13 protein-coding genes are annotated in these 15,528 nt (G+C 62.2%); 6 read left to right on the top strand and 7 right to left on the bottom strand.

The genetic code is table 11. The features are described from left to right. Positions 1 to 37: 37 nt before the first annotated feature. From AC3WQS_RS12360 to AC3WQS_RS12350, 3 genes are all read right to left on the bottom strand, one after another. Positions 38 to 742, bottom strand: a complete 705-nt coding sequence (locus AC3WQS_RS12360; RefSeq protein ID WP_019747074.1) for a DUF2334 domain-containing protein — start codon at positions 740 to 742, stop codon at positions 38 to 40. A 125-nt stretch (positions 743 to 867) separates the two neighbouring features. Beyond that, entirely contained in the window at positions 868 to 1,365 is a 498-nt protein-coding gene (locus AC3WQS_RS12355; RefSeq protein ID WP_003945816.1) for a glutathione peroxidase, read from the bottom strand. Between the two features lie 80 nt (positions 1,366 to 1,445). Further along, positions 1,446 to 2,384 carry an ABC transporter substrate-binding protein gene (locus tag AC3WQS_RS12350; RefSeq protein WP_020906375.1) on the bottom strand — a complete coding sequence of 313 codons (939 nt, stop codon included), beginning with the start codon at positions 2,382 to 2,384 and terminating at the stop codon, positions 1,446 to 1,448. A 122-nt stretch (positions 2,385 to 2,506) separates the two neighbouring features. Here AC3WQS_RS12350 and AC3WQS_RS12345 point away from each other — a divergent pair, with 122 nt between their 5' ends. From AC3WQS_RS12345 to AC3WQS_RS12335, 3 genes are all read left to right on the top strand, one after another. Further along, the gene (locus tag AC3WQS_RS12345) at positions 2,507 to 3,493 is read left to right on the top strand and encodes a sucrase ferredoxin (protein WP_250885132.1); all 987 of its coding nucleotides are present in this window, start codon (positions 2,507 to 2,509) and stop codon (positions 3,491 to 3,493) included. Between the two features lie 125 nt (positions 3,494 to 3,618). Then, complete coding sequence (locus tag AC3WQS_RS12340) at positions 3,619 to 4,881, top strand: acyl-CoA dehydrogenase family protein (protein ID WP_492712673.1); 1,263 nt, start codon at positions 3,619 to 3,621, stop codon at positions 4,879 to 4,881. 11 nt (positions 4,882 to 4,892) lie between these two features. Continuing rightward, entirely contained in the window at positions 4,893 to 6,116 is a 1,224-nt protein-coding gene (locus AC3WQS_RS12335; protein WP_492712674.1) for an acyl-CoA dehydrogenase family protein, read from the top strand. A 131-nt stretch (positions 6,117 to 6,247) separates the two neighbouring features. On the opposite strand, the gene AC3WQS_RS12330 is transcribed toward AC3WQS_RS12335, so the two are convergent. Further along, positions 6,248 to 7,660, bottom strand: a complete 1,413-nt coding sequence (locus tag AC3WQS_RS12330; protein WP_003945501.1) for a C4-dicarboxylate transporter DctA — start codon at positions 7,658 to 7,660, stop codon at positions 6,248 to 6,250. Between the two features lie 119 nt (positions 7,661 to 7,779). Between AC3WQS_RS12330 and AC3WQS_RS12325 the strand changes: the two genes are divergently transcribed. Next, a complete protein-coding gene (locus tag AC3WQS_RS12325) occupies positions 7,780 to 9,366 on the top strand; it encodes a sensor histidine kinase (protein ID WP_019747069.1) in 1,587 nt (528 codons plus the stop codon). After that, complete coding sequence (locus AC3WQS_RS12320; protein WP_003945570.1) at positions 9,363 to 10,052, top strand: response regulator; 690 nt, start codon at positions 9,363 to 9,365, stop codon at positions 10,050 to 10,052. The genes AC3WQS_RS12325 and AC3WQS_RS12320 overlap by 4 nt, the downstream gene beginning before the upstream one ends. Positions 10,053 to 10,064: 12 nt before the next feature. On the opposite strand, the gene AC3WQS_RS12315 is transcribed toward AC3WQS_RS12320, so the two are convergent. The 3 genes from AC3WQS_RS12315 to AC3WQS_RS12305 form a co-directional block, all read right to left on the bottom strand. Then, positions 10,065 to 12,179 (bottom strand): S9 family peptidase, encoded by a 2,115-nt coding sequence (locus AC3WQS_RS12315; protein ID WP_492712675.1) that lies wholly within the window; start codon positions 12,177 to 12,179, stop codon positions 10,065 to 10,067. Beyond that, on the bottom strand, positions 12,176 to 13,069 hold the full coding sequence (locus AC3WQS_RS12310; protein ID WP_019747067.1) for a phosphoribosylaminoimidazolesuccinocarboxamide synthase: 894 nt from the start codon (positions 13,067 to 13,069) through the stop codon (positions 12,176 to 12,178). Before AC3WQS_RS12310 ends, AC3WQS_RS12315 begins: the two co-directional genes overlap by 4 nt. 155 nt (positions 13,070 to 13,224) lie before the next feature. Continuing rightward, positions 13,225 to 14,259 carry an ABC transporter substrate-binding protein gene (locus AC3WQS_RS12305; RefSeq protein WP_492712676.1) on the bottom strand — a complete coding sequence of 345 codons (1,035 nt, stop codon included), beginning with the start codon at positions 14,257 to 14,259 and terminating at the stop codon, positions 13,225 to 13,227. Positions 14,260 to 14,509: 250 nt separating this feature from the next. Here AC3WQS_RS12305 and AC3WQS_RS12300 point away from each other — a divergent pair, with 250 nt between their 5' ends. Next, complete coding sequence (locus AC3WQS_RS12300) at positions 14,510 to 15,442, top strand: tyrosine-protein phosphatase (protein WP_021342988.1); 933 nt, start codon at positions 14,510 to 14,512, stop codon at positions 15,440 to 15,442. Positions 15,443 to 15,528 lie beyond the last annotated feature (86 nt).

Genomic DNA, 15,528 nt, shown 5'->3' with positions numbered 1-15,528 from the left:
CATCTCGCAGCTATCGAATAGTTGCCAATGACCGAATTCAGGCAGCGCCGAGTTCCTGCGACGGGGAGTTCCATCGGTATACCTGCGAGGTGGCCTCATGAAAAAGCGCGAGGTCCACAGCGTCGAGAACAGCCTGACGTGGGCCCTCGTTTCCCAACTGCTTGGCAGTAATCGACAATCTGACCAGTCCCCCACGCTTGGCGGCGCGCCCGGCTCCGAGAACCAATGCGCGACACCACCACGGCTCGGCCTTGAAGCCCTCGCCGATACCGAAAACCCTTCCCCGCTGCAAGGTTCCACGGGTCAGATCGTGTACTGCGCCGAGGCCTGCCATCGTCCGAAAGCCGGTCTCCGGCAACACCGACATGGCACCAGGCGACGCCACCCAGCGCGGCGGTGCGAACACCCGGGTCCGAAGGCCTGCATGCTCGAGAACCCGATCCGCAGCGAGTAGTCGCAGTTTTGCTTCGTGCTTCGACAGAGTGGCGAACTCGGCTCGACGACGCTTGGTCGCGGCCTGGTCGTAGCCGTGCAGAACGATGGCGTCGCCGTGCTCACGACGCTCACGCAGCCAGGCCGTCGTCACCGCGTCGTCGGCCAGTCGGTATTTGTCCTTCAGTCGCGGCGCCACCAGGAGCGACAGGCGGACACCTCGAGCGTCCATCTCGTCTGCGAATCCGGCAGCGAGATAACATGTCTCGTCTCTGATTCCGGATACCGACACGATCAGTTCTGCAGACATACTCCGATAGTGGCAGCTGTGGGTGAACAGCACACTGCCGCCGGATGATCATCCGGCGGCAGTTTTCAGCAACGAGCGTTTAGCTCTTGAGAAGCGCAGCTACTAATTCTTGGGAAGCGCGGCTACTAATTCTTGGGAAGCGCGGCTTCGATGGCGGCGACAACCTCGGGAGCGTCAGGTTCGGTCCGCGGACGGAAGCGGTTGACGACGGTGCCGTCCGGTCCGATCAAGAACTTCTCGAAGTTCCACTGGATGTCGCCCGCAGCGCCTTCGGCGTCGGCAGCCTTGGTGAGTTCGGCGTACAGCGGATGCTGGTTCTCGCCGTTCACCTCGATCTTCTCGAGGAGCGGGAACGTGACGCCGTAGGTAGTGGAGCAGAACGTCTCGATCTCTTCGGCGGTACCCGGTTCCTGCCCCATGAACTGGTTGCACGGGATGCCGATCACGGTCAGACCGCGATCGGCGTACTCGCTGGCCAGCTTCTCGAGCGCCGAGTACTGCGGGGTCAGTCCACACTTGGATGCCACGTTGACCACGAGCACGGCACGGCCGTCGTATTCACCCAACGAGGTGGGCACGCCACCGAGGGTGTTGATCGCGATGTTCTGTACTGGAGTTGTCATAGGTCCAACTTAGCGACTCTTGCCGACTGCCAGTTCTCGCCCACTACTTGTTCTCACCTACTGCTTGTTCTCACCTACTGCTACTTCGATGCTCCGAGAATGCGATCGAGGTCGTCCAGAACGGTGAGGCCGCCGAGCGGTCCGACGCCCGTGATCCAGTAGGACATGTCGACCAGATGTGGGTTCGGGAAGAATCCGGCGTTGTCCGCCACGGCCTTCGGCATCGTGCTGGCATCTGCCGGCTTCGCGGAGGTGACCAGGATGAGGTCGGCGTTGGCTCCGGAGACGAATTCCGGGGAGAGGTCGACGGAGATCGAGTTCTCCCAGTCGCGTGCGGGAATCGTGAGTCCCGCGCATTCGAGAGTGCTTCCGGCAAACGACGTGGGTCCGTACAGCGTCAGAACGTCGTCGCGTGGGCGGATGAGCTGAGCGGTCTTGCCCTCGGTGCTGTGCTTGCTCGCCACTTCCTCGCAGCGTGCCGTGTAGTCACCGAGCAGTTCGCCTGCCTGATCGGTCTTGTTCAACGCCTCTGCGACGAACTGGACGTTGTCCTGCCACGGATCGGTCTGGGTCGCCATGTAGACGGTCGGCGCGATGGCAGCGAGTTGCTCGTACAGATCACCGTGCCGCGATTCCGTTCCGATGATCAGGTCCGGGCTCAGTGCGACGATCTTCTCGAGGTTCGGCGCCGCGACGGTGCCGACCATCTCGATCTCCGCGGCCTTCTCACCGAGGTACGCCGGAACACCGGTCGTCTCGCTGAGGACCGCGGTGCCCACGGGAATCACGCCCAGCGCTACCGACGTGTCGAGCTGAACCGGCTCGAGCACGACAACTCTCTGCGGATCCATCGGTACGTCCGTGGTTCCGCGGGCATGGGTGACCGCGTGCACGGTGTCGGCGGACTGACTGTCGGTATCCGTCTTGTCGTCACTGCCACACGCCGTTGTCGTTGCCACGATGGCGGCGAGGACAAAACCACCCAGCACGTACTTCGCCCGCGAGTTACTGCGTTTCATTCCCAACACTCCTGTTACCGACTGCTTTCGACCGTCACAGCCACGCGCATTCACCACGGCTGAGCAAAGGATTCACCATCCAATAGTCTGGTGAGCCTAACCTACGAGACTGGAGCCTCATCATGTCTTCCCTTCCCTGCCACACCTGCAGCGACGGTGTCCTGGGGAAGGCATCTATGCAGTGCTTTCCGGAATTTGTCGCCAATCCGCAAACCAGTCGACGCCCTCACGCCTGTACACGGCAGTCGTCGACCGCCGGCGAACCGATGGTCGGTCGCGCCGGAATGACACATCTGTGGGTGTTGATCGAGCACCCCGGCCCCTGGCCGGCGTCCGCTCCTGACGACGTTCTCCCCGTCGCACTCACCGAAAAAATCTACGCAGCGCAGGGTCGTATCCGCCTCGTGGTGATCCGGCGGCCCCGCAACCGCCGAGTCCTCACCCCGATGTGCGTACTCGCCTGGACGGACGGCACACGTCAGTGGATGCGGGAAGGGTCGGTCGATCGATACGAGGACCTGTCGGTACTGCCGTTCGAATCGATGGCCACCGGAGTGGAACCCGACTTCGGCCGCTCCCGCACGGAACCGCTCTTCGCGGTCTGCACGCATGGAAAGAAGGATGCGTGCTGCGCGGAACTCGGTCGCCCGGTCGTGTCGGCGCTGAACGCGGCACAGATCGCAGATGTGTGGGAATGCAGTCACATCGGCGGAGATCGATTCGCGGCCAACATGATTGCGTGGCCCGCCGCAGTCTATTTCAGCCGACTGGACGGCAACTCCGCGATCGATGCAGCCGAAAAATACCAAGCCGGAGAATTGGAGCTGCTGCACCTGCGCGGCCGAGCGGCACTGTCACAGGCCGCTCAGGCCGCCGAACACGCAGTCCGACGCGTTACCGGCATCGTCGCGACGGACGCACTCGAGAGTGTCGCCGAGAGCGTCGACGGAGAACACACGACTGTCGATCTTCGATTGGAGGCGAGAGACTTTCGCGTGGTCGTTCGACCCGGCTCTCCAGGGCAGCCGTTCCGACACGATTGTGGTTCCGGAGGAACTGTCGAATGGAACGGATGGATCGTAGAACACCTTCACGAGCAATCGCACTGACCATCCGATTCCGGTACAACTGCCCGGCAGGCCATCGAACCGAGATTTGCGCGGACTGACAACACTTCGAATCAGGTCGCGATGAAGGATCGACGCCCCTGGTGATTACAGCTTGCATTCTTCCCATGACCACCGCACTGACGCCGAATGCCGTTTCCCGGTCTGCAGATCCGATCAAGAGTGAGGTCGACTACGAAACACTGGCAGCAAAATTCCGTCCGATCTTCGCGGACATCGCACAAGCCGTCGTCGAACGCGAACGCGATCACGTGCTTCCCTTCCAACAGATCGACGCACTCAAGAAAGCAGGCTTCGGCGCCGTTCGGGTGCCGACAACACACGGTGGATCCGGCGCGAGCATCCCGCAATTGATCCGGTTACTAGTCGAGTTGTCGAGCGCCGATTCCAACATCACCCAGGCACTGCGCGGTCATTTCGCGTTTGTCGAAGACCGACTGGTCGCCGACCCCGGGCCTGAGCGTGACACCTGGCTCCGACGCTTCGCGGAGGGACAGTTGGTCGGCAACGCGTGGACCGAAATCGGCGACGTTGCATTGGGCGAAGCCAACACCAAGGTCTCGCCCGCACCCGATTCCGACCATTTCCTGGCGAACGGGGCAAAGTTCTACAGCACGGGTTCCATTTTCGCCGACTGGATCGACCTGTACTCGCAGCGCACCGACACCGGCGCATTCGTGATCGCCGCAGTCGAAGCGAGACAACCCGGTGTCACACACAGTGACGACTGGAACGGGTTCGGCCAGCAGACGACTGGCTCCGGCTCGTCCGTCTACGAGAACGCAATAGTCCAGCCGGAGAACATCTTCGACTTCTCGACGCGATTCAAGTACCAGACAGCGTTCTACCAACTTTTCCATCTCGCCACTCTCGCCGGCATCGCCAAGGCTGCGACAACCGAGATCTCTCGTCGAGTCGCCTCTCGTACTCGAACCTTCAGTCACGGCAACGCTCCGAGATACGCGCAGGATTCGCAGATCCAGCAAGTTGTCGGCGAGGTGTCCTCGGCTGCCTTTGCAGCCGAGGCCGTGGCGCTGCACGCAGCACAGTCGTCCCAATGGGCATACGAAGCCGCATTCTCCGGCTCGCCGGAGGAAGAGAAAGCTGCCAACATCGCAGCCGAAATCGATTCGGGGCGAGGGCAAGTCGCCTCGATCGGACTCGTCGTTCCGGCCACGGCCAAGATCTTCGACGCACTCGGTGCTTCCGGAGTGAGCCGCGACCTCGATCTCGATCGGTTCTGGCGCAACGCCCGCACCGTGGCCAGTCATAATCCGGTCGTCTTCAAATCCAAAGTTGTCGGCGACTACGAAATCAACGGAACCGAACCGATTTACGTGTGGGCCATCGGGACTGCACCGACCGAATAGGATGTACAGGCATGACCGTGACCAGTGAAACCGAAGTCTTCGTCGGCGTTCCCGACACATCCGAAGGCTGGATCGACCGCGCTCGCGAGGTGAGCAACATCCTTGCCGCCGACGCACTCGCCCGCGACCGAGCCGGCGAACCACCGTTCCGAGAAGTTCAGCTGCTCAAGGACAGTGGTCTGGTGACACTGCTGGGTCCGATCGAGTTCGGCGGCGGCGGGCAGCGATGGGAGACCGCCTACAAGGTGGTTCGGGAGATCGCGCGCGCCGACGGCTCCATCGGGCAACTGCTCGGGTATCACTACCTGTGGGCATGGGCAGCCAGATTGGTCGGAACCGATCCGCAGATCTCCGCTGTCGAGGAGCTGTACACGAGCAACCGATTCTTCTTCGGCGGCGCAGTGAACCCTCGAGACACCGACCTCACCGTCGTGGACCGCGGAGACACCCTGGTGTTCAACGGTGTGAAGTCGTTTTCCACCGGCGGACGAGTCACCGACCTCACGGTGCTCGAAGGAATCATCGACGGAACTGCGACGCATGTGTTCGCTATCGTGCCGACTGCTCAGGACGGCATAGTCTTCCGCGGAGACTGGGACAACCTCGGGCAGCGCCTCACCGATTCCGGCAGTGTCGAGATCAACGACGTCGAGGTCGACTGGGCAAGTGCGGCAGGCTTTGTCGACAAGGAATTCCAACCTCTGGTCTACAACACGCTGAACTTCCCCGCGATCGAGATCGTGTTCGCGAACTTCTACCTCGGGATCGCCCGTGGCGCACTGGACACTGCGGCCGAGTACACCCGAACCCGTACGCGTCCATGGCCGTACGGCGGTGACAACCGCGAAATCGCAACCGACGAGTGGTACCTCCGTGAGGGCTACGGCGACTTGCAATCGAAGCTGTGGGCAGCGGAGGCCTTCGTGGATCAGGTCAGCCGTCAGGCCGACGCCGTGCTCCACGACGCTCGCGAAAACCTTACCGAACAGGCTCGCGGCGACCTCGCCGTACGCATCGCGGCCGCAAAACTTCGCGCCGCCGACGTCTCCTTGGAGATCAGCAACAAGATCTTCGAACTGACCGGTGCCAGAGCCACGTCCAACGATGTCGGCCTGGATATCTACTGGCGCAACATCCGGACGCATACCCTGCACGATCCGCTCGCGTACAAGCGCCGTGAAGTCGGTAGTCGTTTTCTGACCGGCGAGATTCCCGAACCCACCTGGTACACATAGCACCCACGAACAGAAAGAGACCGTCGCACGGTTAGTGCGGCGGTCTCTTTCATCGTTACGACCAGGATCACTGATCGTAGATCGGGTTCCGCGCCTGCTGTGCGGTCAAACGTTCAACAGAGCGGAAGTATCTAGTGATGGCTCACAAATGACTGCTTGGTGCCGGTCGGAGCCGTTTCGAGTTTGTGCTGCTCTTCTTCGTCCTCGTCGTCGAGCATCGTGGCTTCGTTGAACGGAATCTTCCCGTCGAGCACCTCGATGACGCGTTCCTTGTCGATCGTCTTGGTCCACGCGCCGACCAGGAGAGTCGCGACCGCATTGCCCGAGAAGTTGGTGATCGCCCGCGCTTCCGACATGAAGCGGTCGATTCCGACGATGAGTCCGACGCCGTCGAGAAGCTCGGGGCGATGGCTCTGCAGTCCACCGGCCAGCGTGGCCAGACCGGCGCCGCTGACTCCCGCAGCGCCCTTGGAGGCGATGATCATGAACACCAGCAGCGAGAGCTGTTCACCGAAGGCGAGCGGCTGTCCCATGGCGTCGGCGATGAAGATCGAGGCCATCGTCAGGTAGATCGCGGTGCCGTCGAGGTTGAACGAGTAGCCGGTGGGAACGACGATGCCCACCGTGGTGCGCTCGACGCCGACGTGCTCCATCTTGGCGATCAGACGCGGCAGTGCCGATTCGGAGGACGACGTGGCGAAGATGAGCAGGTACTCACGGGCCAAGTACTTGACCAGCTTGAAGATGTTGAATCCGGTGACCGCGCGCAGCAGCGTTCCGAGAACACCGAAGACGAAGATCAGGCAGGTCAGGTAGAAGCCGATCATCAGGGTTCCGAGCTGGACGACGGCGTTCAAACCGGTCTGGCCGACGACGCTGGCGATGGCGCCGAAAGCACCGATCGGGGCGAGCCAGAGAATCATCGTCAGGATCTTGAACACGAGCTTCTGGATGTATCCGACGGCCTTGAGAATCGGCTCACCCGACTTGCCGAGCGACTGGATCGCGAAGCCGACCAGAAGGGCGACGAACAGAGTCTGCAGCACGCTGCCGGCGGTGAGGGAGGACAGCATCGACGTCGGAATGATGGACGCGATGAAGTCCCAGGTACCGCCCGCGCTGTGGGCCTGATCTGCAAGCTTGGCCACGGAGGCCGCGTTGGGCGTGATGTTCAGGCCGCTGCCCGGGTTGAGCAGGTTGCCGACGCCCAGGCCGATCGCGAGTGCGATGGTGGACATCCCGATGAAGTAGGCGAGTGCGAGGCCGCCGACCTTGCCGACCTTGGCCGCAGCTCGAACCGAGCCGATGCCGAGCACGATGGTGCAGAAGATGACCGGGCTGATCATCATCTTGATCAGGCTGACGAACAACGTGCCGAGTACACCGACGGACTTACCGAACTCGGGTGCGAGCCAACCGACGAGGATGCCGCCGATAACCGCGACGATGACGCTCATGTAGAGCCAATGCGTCTTGTCGCGCTTTGCCTTGGTGCCCTCGGGCTGTGGGGAACCGTCTACTGTCCCTGTTGCCGTGCTGCTCATGGGGTGTCCTTTGGATCGGATATCTGTGAAGTGATCGGGATCACTTCGAGTCGTGGAGAATTCTTGTTGCAAACAGGTGGGCCCGGAAGTTTGTGTTCATTACGTTCAGGAGGCGCTCGATGGTCGAACGAAAGACCGGCCGACGTATGAGCGTCGCCAGGCAGATCCTGCTCCTGCAATTGGCGTTGTTGGCGCTGGTCATCGGCGTGGGGGCCGCGCTCGCAGTTGTCGACGAACGCCGAGACAGCGACGACGCGATCCGCAGGCAGGTGAGCTCGATAGCGCAGACTCTCGCCCTGTCGGATTCGACGGCGGCCGCCCTGACGAGCCCGGACCCGACCGCGATTCTGCAACCACAGACCGAGAAAATACGACAGGCAACCGGCGTCGATTTCATCGTGGTGATGGCGCCGGATCGCACTCGATTCACCCACACGAGCCCGGAGCTGATCGGTCAACTGTTCAACGGAAACATTGACCGCGCACTCGCCGGCGTGACCTTCACGGAGACGTACGCCGGGTCGCTGGGGCCGTCGATCCGCGCAGTCACTCCTGTCTACGATTCCGGCGGAACCCTGGTCGGTCTGGTTTCTGCCGGTGTCACCCGCGAGCAGATCAGCAAGCAGTTCGCCCAAAGTGTTCCGGTCATCCTGTTCGTTGCCGGCGGCGGTCTTCTTGCCGCCCTCCTGAGTTCACTTCTGGTGAGCCGACGCATCAGGCGACAGACCCTGGGAATGGCTCCGGACGAACTGCGCACCATGTACGAGCACCACGACGCCGTACTGCACAGCATCGGTGAGGGTTTGGTGGTGATCGGGCAAGGCCGAAGCAAAGACGCGAGAGTGGACATCGTCAACGACGAAGCACGTCGCCTCCTCGATCTACCGGACGGGCCCGTGCCACTTTCATCCATCCCCGAGACCATGCGGGTCGACGACGCCTCTCCCGCGAAGGATCAAGTGCATCTCACCGACAAGCGTGTGCTGGTGGTCAACCAACACCCGGTTGAGTGGGAGGGCAACAGAATTGGCACCGTGCTGACAATTCGCGATCACACCGAACTTCAGAACGTACTCGGGGAATTGGATTCGGTACGAAGTTTTGCCGAGTCGCTTCGATCGCAAGCCCACGAGAGTGCAAATCGTCTGCACACGATCATCACGATGGTCGAGTTGGGGCGAAACGAGGACGCAGTGGCCTTCGCCACCAACGAATTGCGGGTGTCCCAACAGCTGATCGATCGTCTGATGAATGCGGTCCACGAGCCGGCGCTGGCCGCACTACTGCTCGGGAAAATGAGCGAAGCGACCGAACGCGGGGTCGACCTGACCATCACGGAAGACACCGCGCTCGGTCCGGTTCCTTCGCTCAATGCACGCGAGTTGGTCACGCTGGTCGGCAATCTCGTGGACAATGCTATTGACGCATCGCGCGCGAGCGAGTCTCCGTGGGTGGAAGTGACGGTAATGGAAGAGGATTCGATGATGGTTGTTGCCGTCGCCGACAGCGGCCCGGGAATGACACCCGAAGCACTCGAAAAGGCCAAGGGCCGTGGCTACTCCACAAAATCCGGCTCTCGCGGACTCGGTCTCGCACTGGTCTCTCAAGTTGTGAAACGGCACGGCGGCACGCTCACCAGCGAGCCGGCGATGGGCTCAATGCTGGTTGTCCGTATCCCGCTGCGCGAGGCGGAAGCACCGCGATGATCCGTGTACTGATAGTCGACGACGAACCGTTGATCGCGCAGGCACACCGTTCCTACGTCGAGCGTGTGCCGGAATTCGTGGTCCACGGCGTGGTTCATTCCGGGAACGCCGCCGTGCGTGCAGTTACGGCGGCCAATGCCACCGACCAGCCCATCGACCTGGTCCTGCTCGACATCGGGTTGCCCGACGCCAGCGGTCTCGACGTGGCCTCCGCCCTGGGCGGGTTGCGGCCCAGTCCGGACATCATCGCGGTTACCTCGGCGCGCGATCTGGAGGTGGTCCGAAGCGCCGTGGCTCGCGGGATCGTCCTCTATCTTCTCAAGCCGTTCACTTTCGCAGCATTCCGCGACAAGCTCGAGCGCTACCTCGAATATCGTGCAGCACTTCCCGCTGGAGAGTCTGCGGTCAGTCAACACGACATCGACCGCGCGATGTCCGCACTACGAACGTCCGACGATCGAGCAGCGGCGCCGAAAGGCTTTGCATCTCAAACGCTCGGACTCGTCGCAGCGTCTGTCCGGGATTCTGAGGGACCCGTGACCGCTGCAGAGGTGGCAGCATCGGTCGGCGTGTCCCGGGTAACGGCCTGGCGCTACCTGGAAAAGCTGGCAGACGACGGCATGCTCACCCGGGAGACCGAGTACGGGCGCGCTGGGCGCCCTCAGGTTCGTTACCGCAGAACCTGATTGACACAGAAGCTAGTTTGCGCCAACCGTGTCGAGAACCCAGGCGAACTCGAACGCGACCTCTTTCCACTTCTCGTACCGACCGCTGACACCGCCGTGTCCGGCGCTCATCTCGGTCTTGAGAAGTAGCGGAGCATCACCGGTCTTCGTGGCGCGCAGTTTCGCGACCCACTTGGCCGGCTCCACGTACAGAACGCGGGTGTCGTTGATGCTCGTGATCGCAAGAATGGCGGGATAGTCCTTGGCTTCCACGTTCTCGTACGGGCTGTACGAGCGCATGTAGTCGTAGACGTCCTTGTTGTGCAGCGGATCTCCCCATTCGTCCCACTCGATGACCGTCAACGGTAGCGACGGATCGAGAATCGACGTCAGCGGGTCGACAAACGGAACATTGGCGAGAATGGCGGCAAACAGTTCCGGAGCGAGATTGGCGACAGCCCCCATCAGCAATCCACCCGCACTACCGCCGTCGGCAACCATCCGATCGGCCGCCGTGACACCGGTGTCGATCAAATGCTTTGCGCACGAGACAAAATCGGTGAAGGTATTCTTCTTCGTGAGCGTCTTGCCGTTTTCGTACCAGTGACGACCCATCTCGCCGCCGCCGCGCACGTGTGCGACCACGAAGACGACGCCGCGATCGAGCAACGACAAGCGGGCAACCGAGAACGACGGGTCGATGCTCGCCTCGTAGGAACCGTAGCCGTACAACAGCAGCGGCGCGGGACCTTCCGGCGCACCTACGCGCCTCACGATCGAGAGCGGAATGCGGGTTCCGTCGTCGGCCACTGCCCAGTCGCGACGCTGTTCGTAATTGCTCGCATCGAAGTCACCGAGAACAGGCTGCGACTTACGCAGTGCCAGTTCACCACTGGCGACGTAGTAGTCGTATACCTGCCCGGGAGTGATGAACGACGTGAAGCCGAGTCGGATGGTGGGCTGCGCCCATTCCGGGTTGGACCCCATACCGATGCTGAAGAGTTCTTCGTCGAAGTCGATTTCGTGACGCTCGCCGTAGCCGTCATCCGTCAACGGCCACACGGCAACCCGAGTGAGCGCCTCGCGGCGGTAGCTCAGGACGAGGTGTCCGGCAAAAGCTTCGGCTTCTTCCAGACGAACGTCTGCGCTGTGCTCGATCAGCGTCGTCATGTTCGTCGGATCCGACACGGGAGCTTCCACCAACACGAAGTTCTCGGCCTTGACTCCGTCCACGACGTCGTTGTGGAGGATCAGGAAGCGGTCCTCTCCCCCGATCACCGCGTGTTCAGCGCCGTACTCGACGCCCTCGCGACGCGGGATGATGACGCGGAAGTCGCCTTCCGGGTTCGCCGATTCCAGCATCCAGCCTTCGCTGGTCACCTTGGAACCGACCCAGATCATCAGGTACTTCTCACTGCGGGTAGACCCCACCGAAACCCAGTACCGCTCGTCGGGCTCGTGGAACACCGAAACATCTTGACTCTGCGGCGTTCCCAGCTTGTGACGCCACACGGTGTCCGGACGCCAGGAATCGTCGACCGTCATGTAGAAGACGTGACTGTGGTCGATCGCCCAGGTGGCGCCAGGCGCGGTATCGGGAATCTCGTCGGCGAGCATCTCACCGGTCTCGAGGTTCTTGAACCGCAAGGTGTACCGCTCGTCGCCGACGATGTCCACCGAGTACGCGAGCAACGTGCCGTCCTCGCTGATGGAGAACGCGCCGAGCGAAAAGAACTCGTGCCCTTCGGCTTCGACGTTGCCGTCCATGAGGATCTGCTCGCCGGCCAGCTCGACGCCGGGCGTCAGGTTGGGCGGAGTCCAGTCGTCTTCACCGGCGATGGGGCACCGGCACTGGACGGTGTACGACTTGCCTTCCACGCTGCGCGAGTAGTACCACCACTTACCCATGCGAGTGGGCACCGACATGTCGGTTTCCTGCGTCCGCGACTTGATCTCCTGGAAGATCTTCTCGCGCAACGGCTCGAGCGCGGCCGTCTGCTCGTCGGTGTACGCGTTTTCGGCTTCGAGGTATGCGACGACCTCGGCGTTGTCCTTGTCCCGCAGCCACTCGTAGTCATCGACGAACGTGTGTCCGTGATGGGTACGTTCGGCGGGGACCTTCTTTGCGACCGGCGGGATCAGGCTCATGCGCTGGGACCGACCCAATCGTCGAAGGACAGACCGGAAATGCGCTCGTACGCCTCGATGTAGCGTGCCCGAGTCGCGTCGACGATCTCCTGCGGCAACGGCGGCGGTGTCGTGTCCGAGCTACGGTCCCAGCCGGATTCGGGGCTCGTGAGCCAGTCGCGCACGAACTGCTTGTCGAAACTGGGCTGCACCTTGCCCGCTTCGTAGCCTTCGAGAGGCCAGTAGCGCGACGAGTCGGGGGTGAGCACCTCGTCGGCGAGCACGAGGTTTCCACCGGAGTCGAGACCGAATTCGAGCTTGGTGTCGGCAAGGATGATTCCGCGATCGGCCGCGAAGTTGGAGGCGCGGGCATAAACGTCGAGAGTGTCCTCGCGAAGCTGCACTGCCAGCTTCTGGCCGACCTTCTCCACTACCTGATCGAAGCTGATGTTCTCGTCGTGATCCCCGAGAGCTGCCTTGGACGCCGGGGTGAAGATGGGGTCGGGCAGCCGCGACGCCTCGACGAGGCCCTCGGGCAACGCGACGCCGCACACTGCGCCGGTGTTGTTGTAGTCGACCAGGCCGGAGCCGGTGAGGAAGCCACGAACGACGCATTCGACGGGAACCATGTCGAGGGAGCGCACCACGAGAGCGCGGCCGAGAACCTCTTCCGGGATGCGATCGTCGTCGGGCTCGCCGGCCAGGTGGTTGGTGCCACCGAGGACGTTGAAGAAGAACACGCTCATCGCGGTGAGCACGCGACCCTTGTCCGGGATCGGCGTGCTGAGCACGTGGTCGTAGGCCGAGATCCGATCACTCGCGACAAGCAGCAGATGCTCGTCGTCGATCGTGTAAAGGTCACGGACCTTGCCACCGGCCAGATGAGTGTAGGAATCAAGTGTAGGACGCACCCGGTCACCCTATCGGGCGTTCGCAGTTCGTACAGAACCCCGGTAGCCGGGACAGGTGAGCGTCCTCGCCGTTCGGAGAGCTGTCCGCCCTGCTCATCCGGATATGCAGGTGGCCCCTCGCCAGCAGGCGAGAGGCCACCGTCACAGTCGATGAACTACTGGTTTGCGGGCAGCTTCGACAGGCCCTCGTCGATCGAATCCAGCGTCAGAAGAGCCGTCTGATAGGTCGCGGCCAACGAATGCTGGACCTGGACGACGTTGCCGGCCTTCACTGCGGGCAATTCCTTCCACAGCTCGGAATTGACCAGCTCCTGCAACTGCGGAGACATCGAGCCATCGGCGTTGAGGCCGTAGACGATCACGTCGACATTTCCGAGATTTTCGCCGATCTTCTCGATGGATACCTGTTCGACGTGGATGTCGGCGGGGTCTGCGGGGGTGCCGGGGAACTGCAGTCCGAGTCCGTCGAAGAGATTGGTCGTGTACGAAGACGCGTACTCGCGTGAGAAGGTGCCGGCCTCGGGCTTGCAGACGTTGCACACGCCGCCGAAGGTCAACGAGCCGAGCTTGTCCTTGTACTTCGCGGCCAGTTCGGCGGTTTTGGCGTCGTAGTCGTCCTTGAACTCGCCGTAGGTGTCGAAGACATTCGCGGCATCGGCGAACTGCTCGCCCAGCACTCGCCAATCAGCAGGAACCGTCGGTCCCAGGAAGACGACGGGAGCGGCCGCCTTGAGCTGCGCCATGTCCAGCTGGCTTTCGACACGAGCGGGAACACCCATGATGATCAGATCGGGCTCGGCAGCGACGATTCCCTCGTAGTTGAGCTGGGAGACGTTGCCGTCGGGCGCGACCTTCGGCAGAGCTTCGTAAGCGGCCTTGGTCTTGTCGTCCATGTTGCCGAGTTCACGGGTCCACTCACATACTGCTGCCAGGTTCGCTCCCGCCTGAATCAGCGGCAGAACTGCGTATCCGCAGGCCACGATCCGCTGCGGGTCGCTCGGGATCTCGACGGATCCGTTCTGTGCCTCGAAGACACGGGTCTGCGAGCTCGCGGCTGTCGTCGACGATTCGGACGACGCCTCCTCGGAGTTGCTGCAGCCGGCGACGCCGACCGCCAGCGCAGCTGCTGCGCCGATCACCACTGCGCGGCGAAACCACGACAGACCTTGAACCCGCATGTTGAACTCCATCTGAACGCACCGGACTGCTCCGGAATTGATTTGGTGAGGCTAACCAATATCAGGGCACTGGACCTTTACACAAACACAGGTCCCGAGGAATGAACTGCGCCTCCCGAGTCACTCACGCTCACAGCAGCACGCCTCCCACTGAGAGGGAGCAAAGCAAGATTCCTCTCGAATCGGACACGAGAACTCGCTACCTTGCCTTCGCGATACCTCATCGACCAGCCACTCTCTCCGCTCGACGAAGGGCTCACACATGTCCCGATCCACGCGCACGTGCTCGCTACGGTCTGCCGCGGCCATTGCGTTGACCAGCAGCTTTCTCATCACCGGTTTCGGCGCCTCGATCGCGCACGCCGAACCTGCCCCCTCGGCTCCACAGTTCGGCTCACTGGATTTCGGATCCAGCAACTTCGGCAGTGCCGAGCAAACCCCAGATGCTCCGCGGCTGACCGGGATCGACAATTTCCGCGACGTCGCAGGCACCGGCGCCGGATACTCGGGAACTCTCGGTCTGCCCGTGAACAAGGGAGTCTTCTACCGCGCGAACGCGATCACGCCCAAGGGCGATGACATGAGCATTCTCGAAAAGCTGGGACTGACAAAGGTTTACGATCTGCGCACGGAACCCGAGATCGCCAGCAAGCCGGATGTCCTGCCCAACGGGGTTGCGTACGAGAACATTCCGATCCTGTCCGGGAACATCGCCGAGATGGTCGCGAAGATCAAGTCCCCCGATGACTCACGATCGATGATGCAGGACATGAACCGCGCCTTCGTCACCGGAGCGACGGAGCGAGCCGGGTTCGCACAGTTGCTCACGGGCCTCGCGGAAACCGAAGGCGCACAGGTCTTCCATTGCACTGCAGGTAAAGACCGCACCGGCTGGACGTCGTTTCTGCTGCTGAGCATCGCCGGTGTCGACCGCTCAGTGATCATGAATGACTACTTGCTGACCAACGAATACACAGCCGAAGGCATGAAGGCCACGCGCGCGGGCATCGCGGCGAGCCTGGGCGAACAGATGGCCGTCAACATGGAGCCCCTGTTGGGTGTCGAGGCAAGCTATCTCGATGCCGGCCTCGCCCAGTTGGACCTGACCTACGGGTCGGTCGATCGTTACCTGACCGAGGGCTTGGGTCTGAGTCCGGCGACCGTCATGACGCTCAAAGCCAAACTGCTGGGCTGAGCGACCCAGCTGCCCCGGGTTCGACGAGGGGTCGAACCCGGGCACGTGGACTTTCTCTGCCCGCGCCGTGCCGGACGCGCCGCAGC

The organism is Rhodococcus sp. FW305-130, assembly GCF_058788335.1.
Note: the sequence above shows the minus strand (reverse complement) of the source record. Positions and strands in the feature narration are given on the sequence as shown.